This window comes from Paenibacillus sp. FSL F4-0097 (genome assembly GCF_038593125.1).
Taxonomy (GTDB): Bacteria; Bacillota; Bacilli; order Paenibacillales; family Paenibacillaceae; genus Paenibacillus_AQ; species Paenibacillus_AQ odorifer.
In genome coordinates this window covers 2,849,099-2,865,087 of the sequence record NZ_CP151965.1, presented here as the reverse complement: position 1 = coordinate 2,865,087, position 15,989 = coordinate 2,849,099, and the positions used below count along the sequence as shown (strand labels likewise).

At 45.8% G+C, this 15,989-nt stretch carries 13 protein-coding genes and 1 pseudogene; 3 read left to right on the top strand and 11 right to left on the bottom strand.

What is annotated here, in order from left to right; genetic code table 11:
* Positions 1 to 124: 124 nt before the first annotated feature.
* Both MHH86_RS12780 and MHH86_RS12775 read left to right on the top strand, forming a co-directional pair.
* Positions 125 to 729 (top strand): annotated as a pseudogene (locus MHH86_RS12780) (cation:proton antiporter); the annotation flags it as partial.
* Between the two features lie 123 nt (positions 730 to 852).
* A complete protein-coding gene (locus MHH86_RS12775; RefSeq protein ID WP_051491444.1) occupies positions 853 to 1,713 on the top strand; it encodes a YitT family protein in 861 nt (286 codons plus the stop codon).
* Between the two features lie 1,165 nt (positions 1,714 to 2,878).
* On the opposite strand, the gene MHH86_RS12770 is transcribed toward MHH86_RS12775, so the two are convergent.
* The 4 genes from MHH86_RS12770 to MHH86_RS12755 form a co-directional block, all read right to left on the bottom strand.
* Entirely contained in the window at positions 2,879 to 3,166 is a 288-nt protein-coding gene (locus MHH86_RS12770; RefSeq protein WP_036686212.1) for a stage VI sporulation protein F, read from the bottom strand.
* A 66-nt stretch (positions 3,167 to 3,232) separates the two neighbouring features.
* Positions 3,233 to 5,284, bottom strand: coding sequence for an ATP-dependent DNA helicase RecG (gene recG, locus MHH86_RS12765; RefSeq protein ID WP_036686210.1), 2,052 nt, complete (start codon positions 5,282 to 5,284; stop codon positions 3,233 to 3,235).
* A 9-nt stretch (positions 5,285 to 5,293) separates the two neighbouring features.
* Positions 5,294 to 6,157: a DegV family protein gene (locus MHH86_RS12760; RefSeq protein WP_036686209.1), complete on the bottom strand. Its 864-nt coding sequence runs from the start codon at positions 6,155 to 6,157 to the stop codon at positions 5,294 to 5,296.
* An 83-nt stretch (positions 6,158 to 6,240) separates the two neighbouring features.
* Positions 6,241 to 8,028 carry a DAK2 domain-containing protein gene (locus MHH86_RS12755; RefSeq protein WP_038570325.1) on the bottom strand — a complete coding sequence of 596 codons (1,788 nt, stop codon included), beginning with the start codon at positions 8,026 to 8,028 and terminating at the stop codon, positions 6,241 to 6,243.
* 190 nt (positions 8,029 to 8,218) lie between these two features.
* Between MHH86_RS12755 and rpmB the strand changes: the two genes are divergently transcribed.
* Positions 8,219 to 8,407 (top strand): 50S ribosomal protein L28, encoded by a 189-nt coding sequence (rpmB, locus tag MHH86_RS12750; protein WP_036686205.1) that lies wholly within the window; start codon positions 8,219 to 8,221, stop codon positions 8,405 to 8,407.
* Between the two features lie 101 nt (positions 8,408 to 8,508).
* On the opposite strand, the gene spoVM is transcribed toward rpmB, so the two are convergent.
* From spoVM to rsmB, 7 genes are all read right to left on the bottom strand, one after another.
* Positions 8,509 to 8,589: a stage V sporulation protein SpoVM gene (gene spoVM, locus MHH86_RS12745; RefSeq protein WP_020431362.1), complete on the bottom strand. Its 81-nt coding sequence runs from the start codon at positions 8,587 to 8,589 to the stop codon at positions 8,509 to 8,511.
* 177 nt (positions 8,590 to 8,766) lie between these two features.
* Complete coding sequence (gene rpe, locus MHH86_RS12740; RefSeq protein WP_036686202.1) at positions 8,767 to 9,432, bottom strand: ribulose-phosphate 3-epimerase; 666 nt, start codon at positions 9,430 to 9,432, stop codon at positions 8,767 to 8,769.
* A gap of 4 nt (positions 9,433 to 9,436) precedes the next feature.
* Complete coding sequence (gene rsgA / locus MHH86_RS12735) at positions 9,437 to 10,342, bottom strand: ribosome small subunit-dependent GTPase A (protein WP_036686201.1); 906 nt, start codon at positions 10,340 to 10,342, stop codon at positions 9,437 to 9,439.
* A gap of 96 nt (positions 10,343 to 10,438) precedes the next feature.
* The gene (gene pknB / locus MHH86_RS12730; protein ID WP_036686199.1) at positions 10,439 to 12,685 is read right to left on the bottom strand and encodes a Stk1 family PASTA domain-containing Ser/Thr kinase; all 2,247 of its coding nucleotides are present in this window, start codon (positions 12,683 to 12,685) and stop codon (positions 10,439 to 10,441) included.
* Positions 12,685 to 13,458, bottom strand: coding sequence for a Stp1/IreP family PP2C-type Ser/Thr phosphatase (locus MHH86_RS12725; RefSeq protein WP_036686197.1), 774 nt, complete (start codon positions 13,456 to 13,458; stop codon positions 12,685 to 12,687). Before MHH86_RS12725 ends, pknB begins: the two co-directional genes overlap by 1 nt.
* Positions 13,459 to 13,464: 6 nt before the next feature.
* A complete protein-coding gene (gene rlmN / locus MHH86_RS12720) occupies positions 13,465 to 14,505 on the bottom strand; it encodes a 23S rRNA (adenine(2503)-C(2))-methyltransferase RlmN (RefSeq protein WP_036686196.1) in 1,041 nt (346 codons plus the stop codon).
* A 151-nt stretch (positions 14,506 to 14,656) separates the two neighbouring features.
* The gene (rsmB, locus tag MHH86_RS12715; protein WP_256717057.1) at positions 14,657 to 15,988 is read right to left on the bottom strand and encodes a 16S rRNA (cytosine(967)-C(5))-methyltransferase RsmB; all 1,332 of its coding nucleotides are present in this window, start codon (positions 15,986 to 15,988) and stop codon (positions 14,657 to 14,659) included.
* Position 15,989: the final 1 nt, after the last annotated feature.

Genomic DNA, 15,989 nt, shown 5'->3' with positions numbered 1-15,989 from the left:
TGTATCATGAATTATAGAGATGCGGATTTACCGGTAGGTATACATGCTCGCATTGCTCATCATCCACCGGAATAAAGCAAGTATCTTGGCTCAACCGTGTTCTGGATATCCGTTCAGGTGCGCTTTTACATTAGTAATATTCGCAGCACTATTCCTGATTGCTGGATTCACCGACACCATTCATCTAGCAGACAGAAGTTATTGGCGCACTACTAGTGGACTTGTCCTCGCTGAAACCGAACATGTGAAACCGATTGAACAGCTTGTGATCCCATTTCGTGATTTCTTCAGTGTCATCTTCTGCTTCAGCTTCGGACTGACATAGATCCACTCACCTTAGGCAGTGAGGCGCTCTGGTACTCCCTTGCAGCAGTTATCGTTACGCTAAATGGCAACTTTATTGCAGGCTTGCTGGCCGGACGTAGCGTTGGTCACAGCCTTCATGCTTCATCCAACATTGGATGCCCATAGCCGCGCGGGATGAATTTTCAATAATTATGGCCAATTTGGGTAAAGCATTGCGGAGTGCTGGCTATTCTTCACTATTTGTAGCCATTCGCAGCCTCTTGGAGCCTTTGCAACATTCTCCGTCATTTGCAACCATTTGCGGCCCTTTACAGCTATTTGCAGCCATTTTCAGCCTTTCGCAGACATTTGCAGATATTTGCAGCCATTTACGTGCTGATCCTTGTTCTCCTTGGACATTGTCTGACGAAGGAATCTAAATAGATTTATAAATAATGGATAAAGTATTCAACTTTGAGAAACGACATGATGCACGAATATCCAAAAAATCTGCCATAGCCACTGAAAATGAGTAAGGTCGTTTCCCCTGTTGAAGGAGGAAAAACTATGCAGAACAAAATAAATCAACGTCAACAGCTACAAAGAAGCTCTACCTTCCGAGTTCTTACCGTCATTGCCGGCGCATTGCTTGCTGCTGTAGGATTGGAATTATTTTTAATGCCACATGGCCTTGTTGTCGGCGGGATTACAGGCTTATCCGCATTATTCGCTCATACTACTGAAATGCAGCTTGGATTGTTTCTATTTCTATTCAATCTGCCCTTTATATTTATGTCGCGAAAACAAGTAAATCTCCGCTTTGCTCTTTACACTGTTTTGGGATTAACCTGCCTAACCATCGCGTCTCTTGCGCTGCATCGTTTTCCTGCTGTGATTAGCGATCCTTTACCTGCCGCAATGGCAGGAGGCATCTGTCTTGGAGTAGGTATTGGAATATCTGTGAGATTCGGCGGTGTAAATAAACAAGCCAGTGACCAGGGGTATTCTCTGCTGAGCGGCGGACCTCCAAAATCAACGGAAGTCGTGATTATGATCCTGAACTGTGCAATTCTGCTTTTTGCAGGTACATTGTTCGGTTGGGAGCAAGCAATGTATTCTATTATTGCCTACCTGCTGGCTTTCGAAGGTGTTCGTATCTCACTACGGGGATTATCCCACTCCCGCACTGCTTGGATTACCAGCAGCCGATGTTTGGACATTCAGCAAGCAATCGCAACCTCTCTAAACCGAGAAGCTGCGATTGCCGAAGGTTCAGGGCAAGATGGAGAGGTTAGCACGTTGTTTTGTCTGACAAACAGAATGGAAGAAGATCATCTTCGGGCAATCGTTCTACAGTGTGATTCAGAGAGCCAAATCGTGTTCAGATCAGCCACTAAAGATCATAGACAAACACGCTTACACGAATAAAAAAAGGGAGCGCCCTTAAGCCATGAAAATGGCTGGAGCGCTCCCTTCTTTTTGAATTTAGCCTTTGATCGCAACCAATTTTTCTGAGCGAGGCCTCAAACTTCTTGTTCGAGACCCCAAACTTCTTGCGAGAACTCAAATTTCGCATTATTCGAAGACGTTTACGCGCATGAGACAGCTATCGGACACAGCGGACCTTAAATGCGGAATTATCCCGAATTTTGGATGACATCGGACCGCATAGCCCCTATTGGCACAAAAAACACCAACTACGAGCCTATTTCTTATGAATAGCTGCACTGGGGTCCGAAACCTTGCTCCAAAGGCGATATATTTGCGAATAACGTCATTGGAGTCCGAATACCTCAGCGGATGATCATATTTCGGCGTCATCGGACGGCGGATGAATGTGATTCGGTGACATCGGACGATGGATGAAAGTGATTCAGCGGTATCGAATAAGCGGAGAGCTATGATTCGGTGGCATCAGACGGCGGTTGACTATGATTCGGTGGTATCGGACACAGCGGACCTTATATGCAGAATTTCCCGGAATTCTGAATGCATTCGGACCGCATAGCCCCTATTGGCACAAAAAACGCCAACTACGAGCCTATTTCTTATGAATAGCTGCACTGGGGTCCGAAACCTTGCTCCAAAGGCGATATATTTGCGAATAACGTCATTGGAGTCCGAAAGCTTCAGCGGATGTACATGATTCGGTGGGATCGGACGATGGGTAAATGTGATTCGGCGGTATCGGACAGTGGATGAACATGATTCCGTGGTATCGGACGATGGAGCGATGTAATTCGGGGGCATCGACGATGGATGGATGTGATTCGCCGGGATCGGACGACAGATGACCATGATTCGGTAGCGTCCGAAGATGGTTGAATGTGATTCAGCGGTATCGGATAAGCGGAGCTATGATTCAGTGACATCAGACGGCGGTTGACTATGATTAGGCGTTACCGGACGACGGACGACTATGATTCGGTGGCATCGGTTTATCCGGATTAGAGACATATTGCAGCATGCCGTAACTACGGCCAAAAACGCAAAGCAGCGATCCTCCAGTAATAGGAGGATCGCTGCTTGCAGACTGTCACATACGATGAAAAAAACACCCATGGACAACCCCTACTTTCATTTAATCCGCTACTTAACGGAACATTCCCCACAAGCGGATTAAATGAAAGGTGTTGTTCGGATCGATTTTCTGCGCGATGATAAACTTTACAATTTGTTCTTCCTGTGTCGAGGTCAGTTTCTCGTTCAATACACCTGACGCTTTCCGTACCAATCTGCGAACAACCGCAGGATCCTGCAGCTCCTGTTTCGAGATGCCCTCAATCATACTTTTGATACGATCCTTCACAGTCGAGTTTTTCATCTTCAGCTTGATGCGATCCACCAACTGAGGGCTAATTCCGAATTGTTGATAACCCAAGTGTAGCACCTCCCGTCATATCCAATCTTTCACAGTATATGAGCCTTCGGTGCTACATGTGCCTAGTTAGTCAATTAATTCTCCTTGGAAGATCTGTTCACTCTGTAAATAATGCCGAAGAGATGCATATTCAGGTGATGTCCAAAAAGCTTCATCCTTAAGCAGCTCTGCGACATCATCCCGCGCCTGCTCCAGAATTTCAAAGTCAGCCGTCATATCTGCCAGCCGAAACTCCGGTAATCCACTCTGCTTTGTCCCAAAAAAATCCCCCGGTCCACGCAGCTCCAAATCCCTTCGGGAAATCTCAAATCCGTCATCCGTATCGGTCATGGCAGTCATTCGCTCACGTCCGATTTCAGATTTTGGATCAGCTACCAACACACAAAAAGAGGCATGCTGCCCTCTTCCTACCCGTCCACGTAACTGATGCAGCTGTGACAGACCAAAACGATCCGCATCCATAATGATCATCAATGTAGCATTAGGAACGTCTACACCAACCTCCACCACCGTAGTGGACACAAGCAGCTGCAGCTCATTGTTATAAAACGCCCGCATCACTTCATCTTTTTCAGCGGGAGTCATTTTCCCATGCAAAAGCCCAACTTTATAGCTAGGGAAAGCTTGGCTCATCTGAATATGCAAATCAATAGCATTCTGCACATCCAGCTTCTCTGACTCTTCAATGAGCGGACAGATCAAATAAGCCTGACGACCCAGATCAATTTCACGCTTAATCAGATTCAGCACACGATCCATGAGATCATGTTTTACCCAATAACTAGTTATAGGAACTCGGCCTTTCGGCCTTTCAGATAAAGTAGATACATCCATATCGCCAAAAACAGAGATCGCAAGTGTACGTGGAATAGGCGTCGCAGTCATCGTCAGTACATCCGGATTATATCCTTTTCGCCGCAATACACCACGCTGATTCACACCAAAACGATGCTGCTCATCAGTTACCACAAGACCCAGATCACGGAAAAATACATCCTCCTGAATCAAAGCATGTGTTCCTACCACGATATCAAGCATCCCCATTTGCAACGAGGCCAATAACTCTTTACGTTTTCGGCCAGTCACACTGCCCGTCAGGAGTCCTACAGTAATCCCAAACGGCTCAAACATCCTGGTAAGTGAACGCATATGCTGTTCTGCTAAAATCTCTGTGGGCACCATTAGTGCGCCCTGAAAACCAGATCTTACCGTAGCAAAAAGCGCCACAGCCGCAAGCACTGTTTTACCCGAGCCAACATCTCCTTGCAGCAGACGATTCATGCAATATGGTGAACGCAGATCATGTAAAATCTCCAGCTCTACACGTTTCTGTGCATCTGTAAGCTCAAAGGGCAGACTGCGCACGAACTGGCGTACCGTCGCGTTATCCACTGTGTGGACTACCCCATCCATCCGCCCGCGGTTCAGAACCCTGAACGCTTGCATCTTCAACTGGAACAGGAATAGTTCCTCATATACCATCCTACGGCGCCCCTGCTGCCCCTCACGAGTGTCCTCAGGCCTATGGATAGTGGCAATGGCCCGTTTACGCGGCATGAAGTCATATTCCCTCATAATAGAATGCGGTAAAATCTCTGGAATCAGATCCCCATACTGCTGAAGTCCCTGATTAATAACCTTCCTGATCCAGGACTGAGTGATCTTACCACCTACCGAATAGACTGGCTGCAGTGTTCCCGTCTTCCCTTCACCACGATCCGGAAATTCATAATCAGTCACTGTAATCTGATTGCGCTTCTGATCCCATTTCCCGGTCAGCACAATTTCCCGTCCCACAGTGAGTTGCTCTCTTACATAATGGCGGTTAAACCAGGTTGCTGTGAACATCCATGGCTCTGCAACCATCTTACAGCTAAGACGTGACTTGCCGCCAAAACGCTGCAGTACAGGGATACCGATTACTTTTGCCTCAACGGTCACTTTATCCCCGTGTTTAGTCTCACTCAGCGAGCGGGGCCGATAATCCTCGTAGCGGAACGGATAATACTCTAATAAATCCTTTACTGTAAAGACGCCAAAGGCGTGAAGCTCGCTTTGCTTTTGAGCACTCACGCCAGTTATGTTTTTTACTTCAATTTGATTTAATGCCAGTGTCATATTTATCCCTCATTTTGCAGGCCAAATGAACACAGCTAATGTACCGTTACCGACATGGCTGCCCACGACAGGGCCGACGTTCGTCAGCACTTTTTCTTCCAAGGTGAAGTGTCCCGCAAGCTCATTCAAGAATTCTTCGCCGGAAGCCGGTTCAGCCGTATGACCCACGGCCACATTGATTTTGTTTACACCCTGCAGATCCCGCTTGAACAGTTCAATCATACGGGCGACAGCCTTCTTACGGCCTCTAACTTTCTCCACCGCATAAATAATACCTTCTGCATCAATGGACAATATCGGCTTAATATTCAGAAGTGTCCCCAGAATAGCGGAGGCTTTTCCAATTCTCCCGCCTTTTTGTAAATATTCAAGTGTATCTACTAAGAAGTAAAGCTTACGCGATTGACGTAGGCTTTCTACAGCCTCAAGTATCTCTTCAGGTCCTTTGCCTTCAGCAGACATTCTGGCAGCTTCCACTACCATAAATCCAAAACCATAAGAAGCGGAGAGAGAATCCACAACAGTGATCCCTTCTCCCTCTTCCTCCAGCATCGATTTAGCCAGCAATGCAGATTGATAAGTCCCGCTCAGTCCAGAAGAAATATGAAAGGAAAGGATAGAACAGCCCGGGTTACGCTCCAGAATACTGCGGTACACATTCATATATTCAACCGGTGAGGGTTGAGAAGTAGTCGGCAGCTGTGAGGTACGGGGAAGACGCTCATAGAACTGCTCCGGAGTCATATCCAGATTGTCCCTAAAAGCCTCTTCGCCGAACATTAAGGTCAACGGTACTACCTCAATTCCGTACGTTTCCGCCATTGCTGGCGGGATATCTGAAGTGCTGTCGGTGACGATAATGGTACGATTCATGGATTTTCTCCCCCAAGCTATAATTTTGCCAACTACGCAATAACAAATTTCTACTCCATTGTTAAAGAACCATTAATTCCTACCTATGGCTCTACAGAGAACAGATAATAATACAGGGGTTGGCCACCCTCATGAATCTCAACTTCCACATTCGGATAAGTCTCTTCCAGCCACTCACTCAAAGAATCAGTAGCCTCGGATTCTGTTTCTGCACCAATAAGGATCGTAACGATTTCGTCGCCATTCTCCAGCATATTGGATAACAGCGCCTGACTTGCAGCCAAAAGATCATCTGCAGCAGCAACAATTTTGGAATTAGAAATCCCAATAAATTGGCCCGATTTAATCTCCAGCTCATCAAAGCTTGTATCACGCACAGCGTTCGTTACTTGTCCGGACTTCACATGAGAGATTGCTTCCAGCATATTCTCAGAATTAGTCTCCACTGCATCTTCCTCTTGGAATGCAAAAGCTGCTGCTATTCCCTGCGGAATACTTTTACTTGGAATCACCGTAATCTCACGTTCGCCCTCTAGAAGATCTTTAGCTTGTTGAGCGGCAAGAACAATGTTCGAGTTATTTGGCAAAATATAAACATGCTTCGCAGATATGGAAGAAATCGCGTTCACGAAATCCTCAGTGCTAGGATTCATTGTCTGACCACCAGCTAGGACTACGTCCACTCCAAGGCTTTTGAAAATGTCAGCAATACCTGCGCCAGAAGATACCGCGATGAAGCCGTAAGGTGCCAAATCATCGGCCGGTGGTTCAGCAGGAGACATTTGCACTGCGCTCTTCTCATTCGGCATATCAGCGAATACATCAGGCATTGGTGCAATATCCATGCCCGCAGTCAGCAGATCACGATGCTGCTCTCGCATATTAAGAATGTGAATCTGCGTGATCTCCCCATAAAGAAGAGCCAAGTTCATCACTTCACCTGGAGCCTTAGAGTGCACATGCACTTTAATCGTCTCATCATCCGAAATAACAATAATGGAGTCGCCATTAACTGACAACGCTTTCCTAAAAGCTTCCTCATCAAAATTGGTTCTCACGTTAACGCCTAACTGGCGATTAATGAAAAACTCCATATCATATAGAAATTCTATATCTTCAGTAGATAGCTGTGACTGCGCAGAAGACTGTACAGAAAACAGTTCACTTTCAGGTTTCGTTAATACGGGTTTAGGCGCTGGTGCAACTGGTGTGTGGGTTTGTCCTTGCACAGATTCAGACAGACCGGTAGTACTTCCATTCGTCAGATGCTGGTGAAACCCTTCATAAATGTAGACCAAACCTTGGCCGCCAGAATCTACAACACCGACTTGCTTCAATACAGGCAATTGCTCAGGCGTATAAGCTAAGGCTTCTTTTGCTTTGGCTAATACCTCTGTCATCAGCTCCACAACGTCAGTAGTACGGCGGGCATAATAAACAGCATGTCTTGCAGCCTCTTTAGCTACAGTAAGAATAGTTCCCTCTACGGGCTTTACAACTGCTTTATACGCAGCGTCCACTCCGGTTTGCAGCGCAGCAGCGAACTGCTGTGTATTAAGCTCATCATGTTGAGCCGCATACCTGCTAAACCCTCTGAATAACTGGGACAAAATGACGCCGGAATTCCCACGAGCTCCCATTAATAAGCCCTTGGAGAGTACACCTGCACATTGTCCCACAGAAGTGGTGTTATTTTTCTTTAATTCATTCGCACCTGCGGTCATCGTCAAATTCATGTTTGTGCCGGTATCTCCATCTGGGACCGGAAAAACATTTAGGGAATTGACGTGTTCTGCATGCTGTTGCAGCTTATCCGCTCCAGCCAATACCATAGCGGTAAAATCTGTTCCGTTTATAGAACGCTTACTCAATTGAGAATTCCCCTTCCTAACTTCATGCCTAATCATTCTATGATTAACAGGACATAATGCACTAATTTACATTGTACTATAAGTATTAAAAGAAATAAATGTTTTTGAATCGGTTGACGTAGCAAAATTTGCTGTGATATTATAGATAAGTATTGTTTATGCAGGTGTTAGGAATAAGGAGGTGTAATCTATGTCCCGCAAATGTGCAGTAACAGGCAAGAAACCGAGCAGCGGCAACCACGTGTCTCACGCTAATAACCGCAACCGTCGTTCTTGGGGAGTTAACGTTCAGAAGGTCCGTATCCTCGTGAACGGTAAACCAAAACGCGTGTACGTCAGCACCCGTGCTTTGAAAGCCGGTAAAGTTGAACGCGTTTAGTCTTTAGCAATTTTAAGACCGAACGATAACTTATATGAAGCAAAAAGCACCCTTTACATTTGTAAGGTGCTTTTTTTCATGTTTTCTTTTCTGTTAGCGGCTTAACTCTTCTGAAATGTGTTCAATATTGCTTTAACAAAACCTCCCAAAAACCTTGGCAGCTTAAACGTGTAAAATTTCATGATTTACCCTCCCATCAATTCATGCCGTACGCAGGAGACTTTCCTCTTGTCAATAACGGAAACGAACTGCAGTCCTCCCTGCCAAAACAAAAAAGGCTACATGAGATTTCTGCTCATGTAACCATATTTATGCACCGAGGACTTGGCCTATACCTCTAGTCTCAATAGCCTATTTTTTTAACGCAGTGCAGATTCGGCTGCTTCTCGAATTCCGCGGATCGCCGCAGCACGATCACTCCGGCCAAAAACTGCATTCCCCGCTACCAAAACATCGGCTCCAGCTGCCACAACTAAGGGTGCTGTCTCTTCCGAGACTCCACCATCTACTTCGATCAATAAATCTGGATTCACTTCATTCGCCCATTCTCGAATTTGAATGATTTTGCGCAAAGTGTTAGGAATGAATGCTTGACCACCAAAGCCTGGATTAACGGTCATCACCAGAATCATATCCACATCCTCCAGCACCTCACGCACCGCTGAAGCCGGAGTACCCGGATTAATTGCTACACTTGCCTTCAGCCCCAGCTCCTTGATCTGATGAACCACACGATGCAAATGTACGCATGCCTCAGCGTGAACGGTGATCACACTTGCACCTGCTGCAGCAAAATCAGGGATATAACGTTCTGGCGACTCAATCATCAAGTGAACATCAAGTGGCAGCTTGGTATGTAACGATACAGCTTTTACAATAGGTGGACCCAATGTGATATTCGGCACAAAATGACCGTCCATTACATCCACATGTATCCAATCTCCACCACTGGCTTCCGCCTCTGCTACTTCTGGACCTAAACGCGCGAAATCCGCCGACAATAAAGATGGTGCTATTCGTATCATGATGTTAGTACCTCCGCTTTTTATCTTTCATTTCATTAAAAAACAGTTTGTAATGATCATAGCGACTATCCGCAATTTTCCCTGCTTTCCAAGCCTCTATTACACGGCAGCCTGGTTCATGCTGATGACTGCAGCCCCGGAACTTACAATCGGATGCATATTGAGCAAATTCACGAAAACAAGTGGACAGCTCTTCTACACCAAGCTCTAAGAAATCAAGCTGACTAAAACCTGGGGTATCTGCAACAAAACCTCCACCACCAATATCCATCAGCTCCACATGACGGGTCGTATGGCGACCACGTCCCAATCGTAAACTGATCTCTCCAGTCTCCAGTTTAAGCCCTGGAACAATACGATTCAACAAGGTGGACTTACCAACCCCCGATTGACCCGCAAAAACACTAATACCACCAGTAAGCCGTTGTCTTAGCTCATCGCTTCCGGCACCAGTAAGTGAACTTGTGACCATCACTTCATATCCGATATCCTCATAAAGTTCTTTAACATAACGAGTAGCTTCACCATCATCATCCGCCAAATCCTGTTTAGTCAGAACAATTAGGGGTTCCAGACCCGAATGCTCAATATGAACTAGAAACTTGTCCAACAGATTCAGGTTCATATCGGGCTCTCGAACGGAGAATAAAAGGACTGCGAGCTTAACATTCGCTACAGGTGGACGAATCAGTTCAGATTCTCTAGGTAGAAGTTCATCCACCATTCCTTCTCCATGCTCAGTAAGTATATAAATAACCCGATCTCCAACTAGCGGAGCGATCCCTTTTTTCTTGAGAATTCCTCGGCCTCTGCATTGAACAGAATGCTCTTCAGTCGCAATTAATCCTTCGCGGAGCGGTTTCACATAATAATAACCGCTTAACGCCTTAACAATTATACCTTCAGGCATACATAGTGAGCCTTCCTCTCCTGATTTTGCGAAAATGACCCAAGTCTGATATCCCCGGGTCATTTCGCTACGCCAACCGTTCAGGTTAAACCCTGTTTAGTTGTTGTTTTTATCTTTAGATTTATCCTTGCCTTTATTGTTGTGCTTATTATTGCCATTATTAGTCGATTCACTATTTATAGAACTATTGTTTACGAACCCTGTCTGATTCACCGCCCCGTTATTCCCTCCGTCATTCTCTGAACCTGAACCTGGCAAGATCTCCGGTTCAATCGTAGGTTCAATTGTAGGCGTAGGTTCAGCAGAAGGTGTTGGAGTTGGCTGTGGTGTTGCTATAACTGGTGGTTCAGGCTCCTGAACGGTTCCGTTCTTAGCATCGATATAAGGAATTACATAAGTATCCAAAAGTACACCGTCACGGGTAACAATAACTGAACCATCTTTATTAGGAGCCAATACTAGATTCACAGATAACACTTGGCTCTTTCCAATGGTACGTGTTCCCCAATCCTGCTTCTCTCCATTATTGCGCGCATCCACGAATTCGATACGAATCTTGCTCTTTTTCCCATCCTGAGCAGGAGCGACTGGCACATTAAAGGTATAATTCAGGGCTTCAGGTGGATAACCTGTACTTAAGTAAATCGTAATCGCTGTTCCAGGTGGAACAGAAGTACCTGTCCCCTTATCAAATGCCCAAGTCTTTGTTACTTTACCTTCTTCAATGCTGAAGCTGGATTCTTGTTTAACTTCTCCAAGAACAAGCTTGGCACCTTCCAGCAGCGCCTTTGCCTCACTCTCCGTCTTACCGATGAGATCTGGCAACAGTACACTTTCTTCTCCTTTACTAACGTAAAGGGTGATTTGAACCGTCTCAGGATCGAATTCTGTATTTAATGCAGGGTCAGATTTTACAATGAGACCTTCATCTGTATTTTCGTCATAGAGAGGTTTATTATCAATCCGGTCCTGGGCTACACCCAGCGCCATCAATGCTTTAACCGCATCATCAAAGCTCTTGTTAACTACATCTGGCATCTTGGGTAGTGGCTTAGCCGTATTCACAGTGAGTATTAGGGACGCTCCTTTTTTCACTTTGGCATCCTTTTCCCTACTTTGCTTAATGACCACATTCTCTTCAAAATTCGGACTGTAGTCATACAGAATAGGATCAGCAACCTCAAGCCCCAAATCCTCAAGCTCAGTTTGTGCTTGTTCTATCTGTTTACCTACTACATAAGGAACGGAAACCTCAGGAACAACTAGCTGTGATTTAACGTACCATACGAGACTGGCCATAGCCAACAGCAACAGCAAGGTTAGCCCAATCCATAATGTGGGTTTTGCCCATTGTTTTTTACCTTTGCTTGAAGGCACCGGTTCATCATCTTCATCACGAACCATCCGTTCCTCACGATGATTACGATTACCATTGCTTCTTTGAATCGGTTTTATCGCCGGGATAACCCGCGTACGATCCTCATCTTCTTCATCGTTGAACAGAATCTTCGCCTCACTGCGGCGCTCCGGCAATAAGCATGTTTCCAAATCCTGCAACATTTCTTTGGCAGAGTCGTACCGCTCTTCCGGATTTTTACGCATTGATCTCAGAATTACATTCTCAACGCTTTGCGGAATGAGTGGATTCAGAAGTTTTGGCTCTTCAAACTCTTCTTGCAGATGTTTTAAAGCTACACTAATCGGACTCTCTCCCAAGAAGGGTAGGCTTCCGGTAAGCATTTGATAAAGTACAATACCTAATGAATACAAGTCAGACTTTTCTCCTGTAGAGACACCTTTGGCATGCTCTGGCGAGAAATAATGTACTGAACCAACTACAGAACCAGTCTGTGTAATGGTTGTTGACGTAACTGCGCGGGCAATCCCAAAGTCGGTTACTTTCACCCGGCCGTTGCGTCCGATCAGGATATTATGTGGTTTTATATCACGATGAATAATTTGATTCTGATGCGCATGATCTAGGGCATCACAGATTTGTGAAGCGATCCGTACGGATTCATCAACCTGTAATGGCGCTCGTTCTTTTATAATTTCATTAAGATTCTGACCCTCAATATACTCCATGACAATGTAATGAATTTCGTCTTCTTGTCCTACATCGTATATGCTGACGACATTCGGATGAGACAAAGATGCGGCAGATTGCGCCTCACGCCTAAAACGGCGAATAAATTCCTCGTCATGCACAAACTGATTGCGCAATACTTTGATGGCGACATTTCGGTTTAAAAGAATGTCATGTGCTCTATAGACGAGCGCCATTCCACCTCCGCCGATCCGTTCGATGACTTGGTAACGGCCGCCCAATTCGTGACCGATCATCAATCCCACTCCTTTGTTTCGGGCACAGCGGCCTCTCCATGATGTTCTAACAAAGCGACGCTAATATTATCGCCACCGCCGGCGAGCAGTGCCAGCTGAAGTAAACGGTCCGCTCTTTCCTCTAACGATATCTCATGTATACCTGCTACTTTGCCTAAATGCTCATTTGTGACAAAGTTGCTTAAACCATCGCTGCATAGAAGCAAAATTTCCCCAGGTAGCAGAGCTATAGGCGCCATATCAACTTCAACCTCAGCATCTGTTCCAAGTGCCCTCGTCAGCACATTACGACGCGGATGATTATCCAATTCCTCCACACTGATCTGACCGTTCTTGAACAGCTCATTGACTAGCGTATGATCCTCGGTTAGTTGAACTGCCGCACTGTCTTTTATTAAATAGGCTCTGCTGTCTCCGATATGGCCAATATATCCGTTTGATCCATTCAAAAGAACAGCAACGACAGTAGTACCCATATTATGATACTTATCGTCACCGGAAGCCTCCCTGAACACAGTGCTGTTAGCTTCCAAAATAGCAGCTGACAACGCATCACGCAGAGCTTCGTCTTGAAGGCCAGACTCTAACCCGTCTAGGTTATTCCTCATTGTCTCCAAAGCGAGCCTGCTTGCGGTTTCACCAGCCTGATGTCCACCCATCCCATCGGCAATAATACCGAGTGTATAACCGTGGCGCGTCGCGCCGATCCAGACCGAATCCTCATTGACAGCGCGCACTCGGCCAATATCGCTGGCATGAACTGTTCTGATCAAATATCCTCACCCCAACTCCATATGTTTGGCACGCAGCTGTCCGCATGCGGCCGCGATATCATGGCCTTGCTCACGGCGAATAGTAACATTCACCCCGTTATCAGCCAAAATACGTTGAAACTCAAAGATATCATTGCGTGAAGTACGTACATATTTTCGCTCAGGCACATGGTTTACCGGAATCAAATTGACGTGGCACAGCATGCTCTTAAGCACCCCAGCCAATTCCTCAGCATGCTCCGGTTGGTCATTTACCCCGCCGATCAAGGCATACTCAAAGCTGACACGTCGTCCCGTCTTAGCTTGATAATAACGCAATGATTCAATTACATCATCAAACGGAAAACGGCGGTTAACAGGCATTAGCTTTGAACGCAAGGCGTCGTTAGGCGCATGAATCGAAATCGCCAGATTAATCTGGGTATCTTCTTCTGCAAATTTATAAATGCTCGGTACAATACCGCTGGTGGAAACAGTAATATGCCGTTGTCCGATATTTAAGCCCTTCTCATGAATCATAAGACGCAGGAATCTCATTGTTGCATCATAGTTCTCAAACGGTTCACCAGTACCCATGATAACAATGCTGCTGACACGTTCGCCGCGCGCATCCAGGATTTGTTGGGAACGTACAACCTGAGCTACAATTTCTCCCGCTGTCAAATCCCGTTTTAATCCACCGAGTGTGGAAGCACAGAAAGTACAGCCGATTCGGCATCCTACTTGGGTTGTTACGCAAACGCTATTGCCATAATTATGTTTCATGATAACTGTTTCGATAGCATGATCGTCATGCAATCCAAACAGGAATTTTACAGTTCCATCTTTAGATTCCATTTTAGTAATTTCAGTTAGTGCTGCAATAGAGAATTGTTCATTCAGCTTCTGGCGAAGCCCTTTGGACAAATTGCTCATTGCTTCGAAGTCATTCACACGTTTTACATACAGCCAATCAAAAATTTGTCCACCACGAAAAGCAGGCTCACCATTGTCTTTCGCCCACTGTTGTAACTCTTCTAAAGAAAAATCATATATTAAAGGTTTCATTATTATCTACACCTGTTCTTTCATAAGGATATGCGTATTATTTCTCATTCTTCCTATTTTAACACAAATTTCAGAGACGGTAAAAGAAAACGCCCGCCGTACGGTAGCCCGGCGGGCGGAGGATACTACAATTGTCAGAAAATTTGCTATATTACAAGACTCTCTGGAGCTTGGAAATATAGAACCCGTCGCTCCCATAATGATGGGGCAGCAGTTGAATTCCATCACCCTCAGCCAGCGCGGTACCCTCCAGCCTGTCCCACAACGGTGAAGCAAAGGTCACTGCGGTGAAATCAGGATTCTGCTTCAAAAAGTCAGCTACTACTTCACTATTTTCCGCTTGTTCAGTCGTACAGGTACTATATACCAGAATGCCACCCGGTTTCAACAGTTTAGAGACCGACTGCAGCAACTCCCGCTGCAATGATGCTACACTAGCCACATCTTCCGGCTGCTTACGCCATTTGAGGTCTGGCTTACGGCGAATTACGCCGAGTCCAGAGCAAGGTGCGTCGAGAAGAATTCTATCAAAGGATTGATGCTCTAACGTTTGCTCCAGCTCCAGCGCGTCTGCACTACCTGTAGATACACAATCAAGACCTAAACGTTCTGCTTGATCTGAGATCAATTTCGCTTTATGCAAATGCAGATCATTAGCGTAAATCGATCCTTCATCTTTCATGAGCTCGCCCATATGTGCTGTTTTGCCCCCAGGAGCAGCGCAGCAGTCAAGCACCCTCATGCCAGGCTCCGGAGCTACCGCTTCAGCTACTAGCATAGAACTCTCATCCTGAACGGAGAGATATCCATCACGATACCAGGAGGTGAGCGCCAGGTTTCCGCCGCCTTTCACAACAATGCCATAAGGACTAACCTCAGATGCTGAAGCTTGCAGACCTTGTTCAATCATCTGGTTCAGCAGAGCTTCACGACTGATCATCGTTGTATTCACACGTACGCTGACCGCAGGCGGCTCATTATTAGATGCACAAATCGCTTCCGCCGTGTCGACACCGTACTCGGTAATCCAACGTTCCACTAACCACAACGGATGTGAATATAATATCGATATCCGCTGCGCTTGACTTAGCCCCTCAGGCAGAACTGGCAGATCACCAGCACGCAATACACTGCGCAGCACGCCGTTAACCATCCCTGAGATTCCCTGGTGGCCTTTTTTCTTCGCTATATTAACAGCCTCATTTACAGCTGCATGGGACGGTATACGATCGAGATACATAATTTGATATAAACTAAACCGCAGTAAATTACGGACCCATGGCTGTAGTTTGGCTATCCCTTTACTAACAAATCCTTCAAGCACATAATCCAGGGTGTTCATCCGCGAAATAGAGCCATAGACAAGTTCTGTGACCAGTCCGGCATCTTCTCTGCTAAGCGTTGCCTTCTGTAGACTGCTGTTGAGCAGCAAATTGCTATATGCACCTTGCTGCTCAACTTTAACCATTATATCAAGCGCGATT